This window comes from Arsukibacterium sp. (assembly GCF_041616895.1).
Classification (GTDB): domain Bacteria; phylum Pseudomonadota; class Gammaproteobacteria; order Enterobacterales; family Alteromonadaceae; genus Alishewanella.
In genome coordinates, this window is sequence record NZ_JBFJPY010000129.1 from 1 (window position 1) to 6641 (window position 6641).

Consider the following 6641-nt stretch of genomic DNA (forward strand, 5'->3'; position numbering starts at 1 on the left):
CAATAGTTTACCCGCCAGTATTGTCGGTTTATCAGCCGGCGAGTTCCGTGTCGATGAGTCGGGTGGTGCTACCTATCAGTTACCTCTGAGCCTGCCCGCTGGTATTGCCGGGGTGCAGCCGCAACTGGCCTTCAGTTACAACAGCAACGCCGGTGATGGTTATATGGGCACTGGCTGGTCTTTTGCCGGCACCTCAGCCATAACCCGCTGCCCTAAAAATATTGCGATTGATGGCGTTCAGGGCAATGTAGCCTTTGCTAACAGTGATCGCTTGTGCTTGGGCGGCCAGCGTTTACTGGCAGGCAGCAATACCGATGCTGGTTACTGGAGCGCGGGAACCTACTATCCGGAAATTGACGATTTTTCTATCATCAGATCGCACGGCTCAGCGACACAAGGCGCGTTAGGTTACACCGTTGAGACTAAATCCGGTGAAATTCATTACTACGGCGAGGTATCTGCGGTATCAGGTAATGACGGAATGGCTAAGCCGCTTGCCGCAACCTTTAAAACTGCTGACGGCGCAACTCAAACAGGCAGTGATGCCTTTTTTAATACTCAGGCTGGTGAAAATATTGCGCGGATGTGGGCGCTTAAAGCTATTCGTGATGTAAAAGGCAATTATATTGTCTTTAAATACGCTGAAGATTTAACCAAAGGTGAACATTACCTTACCGAGGTACACTATACCGGACGTGTGAATGGTAACGCGCCATTTGCTAAGGTGGTTTTGGAGTACAGCGAGAACCCGAAAAAGGCTCAGGGCTGGCAAGCAGGTGTGCCGGTAGCCATGACCAAACTGTTAAACAAGGTTCATGTGCTGGTCGATAACGAATACTATCGTCACTACCAATTAAATTACCGTTCATCTAATGTTATTGAAGAAAAAAACTATCTTGAGTCTGTGCAGGAGTGCGTTACCAATGATGGTAAAGGCTGTTTACCGGCCACTACCTTTAAATGGTCTCATCCCGAGTTTGCTGTCAGTTCAATGCAGCCAAATTGCAGCGAGCCAGGTGCACCCTGTCATGATGATTTAGTAACCACACCTTTCAAACCTTTCGAAGCTACCTCAACAACGCGCAACTTTTCTAATGAACGCTTTTACACCCAGATGATTGATATCAATGGCGATGGTTTTGTTGACATGGTGTATCCGCGCAATGGCGCCTGGTATGCCAGGCTGGGCGGCCTTAATGCAACCTGGACCGAAAATTGTTACACCATAGAAGGGTTTGAAGATTGTCACAGCACAAGTGCATTAAGTAGTTTTAGTGCTGAGGTTTTATTGTCAACCTTTGGTGTCGCCAATAAAGATTATTTGCAAACCATAGATTATGACGGAGATGGTAAGCGTGATTTATTGTTGGCCTCAGGCGAAAATGCCGCATGGAGTGTTATTTTATTTAAACCTTCTACATCAACCCGCGTTAACTGCGCAAGGCCAACTGAAGTAAATTGCGGCAGCACTACAATAACCCACAACACCACGTTAGTGAGTACAGGTAAACTAGCATATGGCTTTAAAAATGGCGCCACGGTGGCCGATGTTAATGGCGACGGACTGGAAGACATTTTGTTTATCAAAGATGGCAGGTTCCAGGCATATATAAATTTAGGTGTTAATGCTGCTGGCGAGCACCAGGGTATGCAGCACCTTACTGACGCAGGAAGCTTTGGTGGTAACGCTGCCAATGACCCGTTCTCAGCCGATTTTCGCACAGGTTCTGCTGATATGAAATCAGCCGCCATGTTTGATGTGAATGGCGATGGTAAAACCGATATTGTCCTAAAAGTGACAGAAGGAAGTTGTTCAAGAGGTGCGATTAACCGGGGTGATTGTATAGAGGCGGGTGGAACCTGGACAGAGGCAACCGTTTATAAGCTGTATACCTCTGATGGCAGCCGTTATAACGAGCAGCAAACATTAGGCAAAATTCGCAATGTTCGCGCTGGTGATTTAAATGGCGATGGTTATACCGATCTTATTTTTAGAAGCGAGTTTAGTAATTTCTGGAGCTATCGTTTATCCAATGGCAAGCAGTTCCATAACGCCGTGCAAACGTATTTTAGTGTTACAGACAGCACTGTTAACTTAACTCAGTTTGTCGATATCAATGCCGATGGCCGCACTGATATTCTATTTCCGGAAACGACCTCGCGCTGGCGCGTTGAGCTGTCAGCACCGGCGCAATCAGCCAGTCAGGTTGCATTTACTGCAAGGGGTTATCTAAATTACGATGCCGGTGCAGCGGTGCGTTTTACCGACATTAATGCCGACGGCAAGTTAGATTTACTAACCGCTACCAGTGACAACGGCTGGAAGATATTCAGAAGCACCCGCCCATTTATTAAAGATCACGTTATTAATGGCATTACCAACGGCTGGGGCGTAAAAACCTCAATAAGCTACCAGTCTATAGTAGATAAAGACGTTTATATCCGCCGTGACTCTGGCAATAACCTGAACAGCGATTACTTCTCACCATTAAGTGGTATGTACGTAGTGTCGGATGTTAGCACGGCAACTACTGCTTCAGCATCTGTGGGGGTTAGCTACCGTTATGCTGGCATGCTGTTGCATAAAAAAGGCCGCGGCATGCTCGGTTTTGAAGAGCTGCAAACCATAGATAAACAAACAGACGTAATGACCCGCACGGTATATCACCAACTCTGGCCATTTACCGGCATACCAAAGCACACCACTCAGTGGCTGGGAGATAAGTTATTATCGTCTGCAGAAAACACTCTGGGCTACGTTAATATCGCTACAAATGCAACGGTTAGCGGTGCTGGTAATGCTGAGGTTGCGTCAGCACGTATCTTCCCGTTTGTACAAAGTTCAGAAGAGCTAAGTTATCAACTTGGCTCCGATATGGCGACGGTATATACCCTGGCCAAAACCAACAGCAGTTTCGCCTATGACAAATTTGGTAACCTGACTAGCAGCACGGTAGTGCAAACTAACCCGGACGAGCCTGGTTTCAGCCAAACTACCAGTACCAGTAATATTTATACCGGGGCAAGTACCAACTACCCGCGTTATGGTCGTTTAACCAAAACAACCGTAAACAAGACATTGGTAGAGGATAGTGGCACCCAAAGCAGTACCCGGATCAGCAGCTTTGAATACTACAATGATTTAATGCTGAAAACAGAAACGCTGGCACCGACTGAACCCAAGTACCGCGTTGTTACCACTCACAATTACGACGCCGCTGGTAATAGTACCGGGCAAACTGTTACAGCAGCAACCAAGGCCGATGGTACCGGTGTGCAAAGCCGTAGCAGCAGTACCTTGTTTGATAACCGGTTCAGGTTCGTAAAACAAACTACCGATGCGTTGGGTTATAAAACCGACTATACCTATGATTCAAAGTCTGCCGACAGTATTACCGGCCGTGTCGATTACATTACCCAAACCGATGCCAATGGCCAGGTGTCACGCGCCTACTTTAATATTTTAGGCCAGCAAAGCCGTAGCTACAGCAAAGGCGCCGGGAGTAGTGATCCTGTTGTAGATCAATATAGCGCAACGGAATATTGCAGCGTGGTAAGTTGTGATGTAACCGGGGCTTATGTCCGGATAAGAAGCTGGGGAGATGGTCAGGGCGAAAAACAGCAGTTTTTAGATATGTTTGGTCGGGAAATTGCTACGAAAGCAAAACTACTGGCAGATAACAGTTGGTCAACTAGCGCGACTACCTACGATGCGCAAGGCCGGCCAAAACTCAGCTACGAGCCCTATACTACAACGCCGGGGGCGTACAGCGAGGCGCATTATGATGACCTGGGGCGGATAAAAAGTACTACTGCGGCAAATGGCGCGGTAAGTAGTGTCAGCCACCAAGGTTTAATCAGCGTTACTACCGATGCACTTAATCATACCAGTACCACTTTAACTAATTATGCTGGCCAAACCAGGCAGGTCACCGACCATCTAGGCAATAAGCTGGGGTATTTTTACGATGCCAACGGTAACCTTAAATCGGTGGTCGCAACCGACAATACCGGCACGGCATCGGAGCGCACCACTAACGAATATGATGCTTATGGCCGTAAAACCAGCATGAAGGATCAGGACAAAGGCGAGTGGTTCTACACCTACAATGCTTTTGGTGAGCTGCTAACCCAGCAAAATGCCGAGCAACAAGTCACCGCCTTTACCTACGATGCCGTAGGCAGGCAGTTACGCCGGCACGACCAAAGTGGCACTACTTGTTGGGATTATGGTAATAGTGAAATTAGCTATAACCGCGGCAAGCTTGTACGAGTGCGCTCTTTCAACAGCTCAGTAAGCTGCGACACCACAGCTACGGCAGATTACGAAGAGCTATACGGTTACAACAGCCGCGGCCTGGTGGCAAACAAGTTAGTACGTACTGCCGGTAGCAGCTTTGCCAGCAGCACCAGTTACGATAGTTACAACCGGCTGTATACCCTTACCTACCCCAGCTGGTCGCTTAGCCCGTCGGATGACATCGTGGTACGGCACGAGTACAGCAGCAATAACGGCATGTTAACTGCGCTGAAAAACCACAAGAACGCCGCTGAAGTGTATCAGCAGGTAATAAAGGTGAATGCCCGCGGCCAGGCGACAGAAGTTGTCTATGGTAATGGCGCCAAGGAAACCCGCGGCTTTGCGGCCGACACCGGCTGGGTAAAATCGCTTAACTTGTACAATAAAACCGGTGCTCTGGCCCATAATTTTGAGTACGACTATCAGCTAAACGGTAACCTCGACTGGCGCGAGCAACGTTTTGGCCTTAACAGCAGCGCTAGTTTTAAAGAAGACTTTGATTACGATACGCTGGATCGCCTGAAAAAGCGCACTATTGTCAATATTGGTAATAGTTCTGCCTATAGCGCACTGCCTGCATCATTAAAGATGGAAGAAAACTATGCCTACGATAACTGGGGCAATATTACCTCTAAGAGCGGCGTAGGTAACTACTGTTATGACAGCAGCAAAACCAACCGCCTGATCGCCGTAGGGTCGACTACAAGTTGCGCTGGTACAGGAGCTTACACATTTGGCTATGACAATAACGGCAATGTCACTAATGACGGTAAGCGCAGCTTTACATACACCGCCTTTGAAAAACCCAGCCGTATAAAACAAGGCAATAACTACACCGACTTCGCCTATGGCCCGGACCGTCAGTTATATCGCCGTACCGACCTGCGCGACGGCAAAACCACCGATACCTTATATATCGATGGTTTATACGAGCGTATGACCAAATCCACCGGTGAAAGCGAGCATAAGTTCTATGTCGGTAATGCGGTGATTACCAAGCGCAGTAACAGCATTCACAGCGATATTTTATATCTTCATAAAGACAACCAGGGCTCAACCATCAGCATTACCAATGCTGGCGGCAATGTGGTGCAGCAGTTTATTTACGACCCGTGGGGTAAGCAATACAGCGTTAGCACCAGCAGTCTGTTTACTACTTACAGCAACCCAGGCGACAGCAAAGGCTACACGGGCCATAAAATGATTAACGACTTTGACGTAATTCATATGGGCGGCCGCACCTACAACCCGGTACTCGGCCGCTTTATGCAAGCCGACCCGTTTATTCAGGCGCCGTCAAATCTGCAAAACTATAACCGTTATAGTTACGTGCTTAATAACCCGATGAGCTATACCGACCCCAGTGGGTATATTTTCAAAAAACTTAATAAAATGTTCGGAAAGTTGGCGCCTTTTGTAGGATTATTGGCATTGGCGATTCCAGGAGTTGGTCCATGGGCAATGGCAAACTGGTATCAAGCAGCAGCTTTTGGCTTTATGTCGGGAGGTGTTGCAACGGGTAACCTGCGCGGTGCAATTGTCGGTGCTATCTCAGGGGCTGCATTTCAGCAGATAGGTTCGCACTTTAAAAGCTTATCGAATGCGAATTTAGCGCAGGTAGATCGTGTAGCTAGTGATGGCTTTGGTGCATTAGCCGGAATGATGGGCGATAACCTACATTCTTTTGGAGGATTATCGCTCAGTGCTGGGCAGGTCGCTGGACAAATCGCATCTCACGCTGTTGCCGGAGGTATAGTATCGGTTGTTAGTGGTGGAAAGTTTGGCCATGGCTTTATTAGTGCTGGAATTACTAAGGGAGCTGGCGGTGCATTCTTAAAAGGTGGTGGCAATTTGAGTAGTGGGGATATTGTTAAAGGTACAGTATTATCAGCAGTAATTAGTGGGACAGTATCCGAGTTGACAGGAGGAAAATTCGCAAATGGAGCTAGCACAGGAGCCTTCCAATACCTATTCAACCACGCAAGAGAGAGTATGTTACAAAAGTCCAGACATTGGAACATTAATCGTCGTGAACACCTTTATGGGACTGAGTTTCTAGTTTGCGGAAACGGCGAACCTGCGTGTACTGAAGCACAAGCAGCCGAAGCGCTTATGCTTTACCCGGCCCCTGGTGCTGATGGGAGGTCTCCTGTACAGGATGGAGGTTTTAGCCATATTGGAGGGTTTGGGACTGTAGACCATCGTGTTGATCCAGACGGAAAAGGCGTATGGAATTTTACCCGAAGCAACCACATGTTGCACAACGGATGGGTTCATCGGCGAGTTGTGAGTCACAGTGGAGGAATTTATATTCGTACATACGGTGCCGGTAGCGGGAACC

Annotated in this window: 1 protein-coding gene; it reads left to right on the forward strand. The window is 47.9% G+C overall.

All coding sequences use genetic code 11. From position 1 onward, the window contains the following. Positions 1-6641, forward strand: a 6641-nt coding sequence (locus tag ABY802_RS15265) for a toxin TcdB middle/N-terminal domain-containing protein (protein ID WP_372627984.1), incomplete at both ends; no start/stop codon positions are given.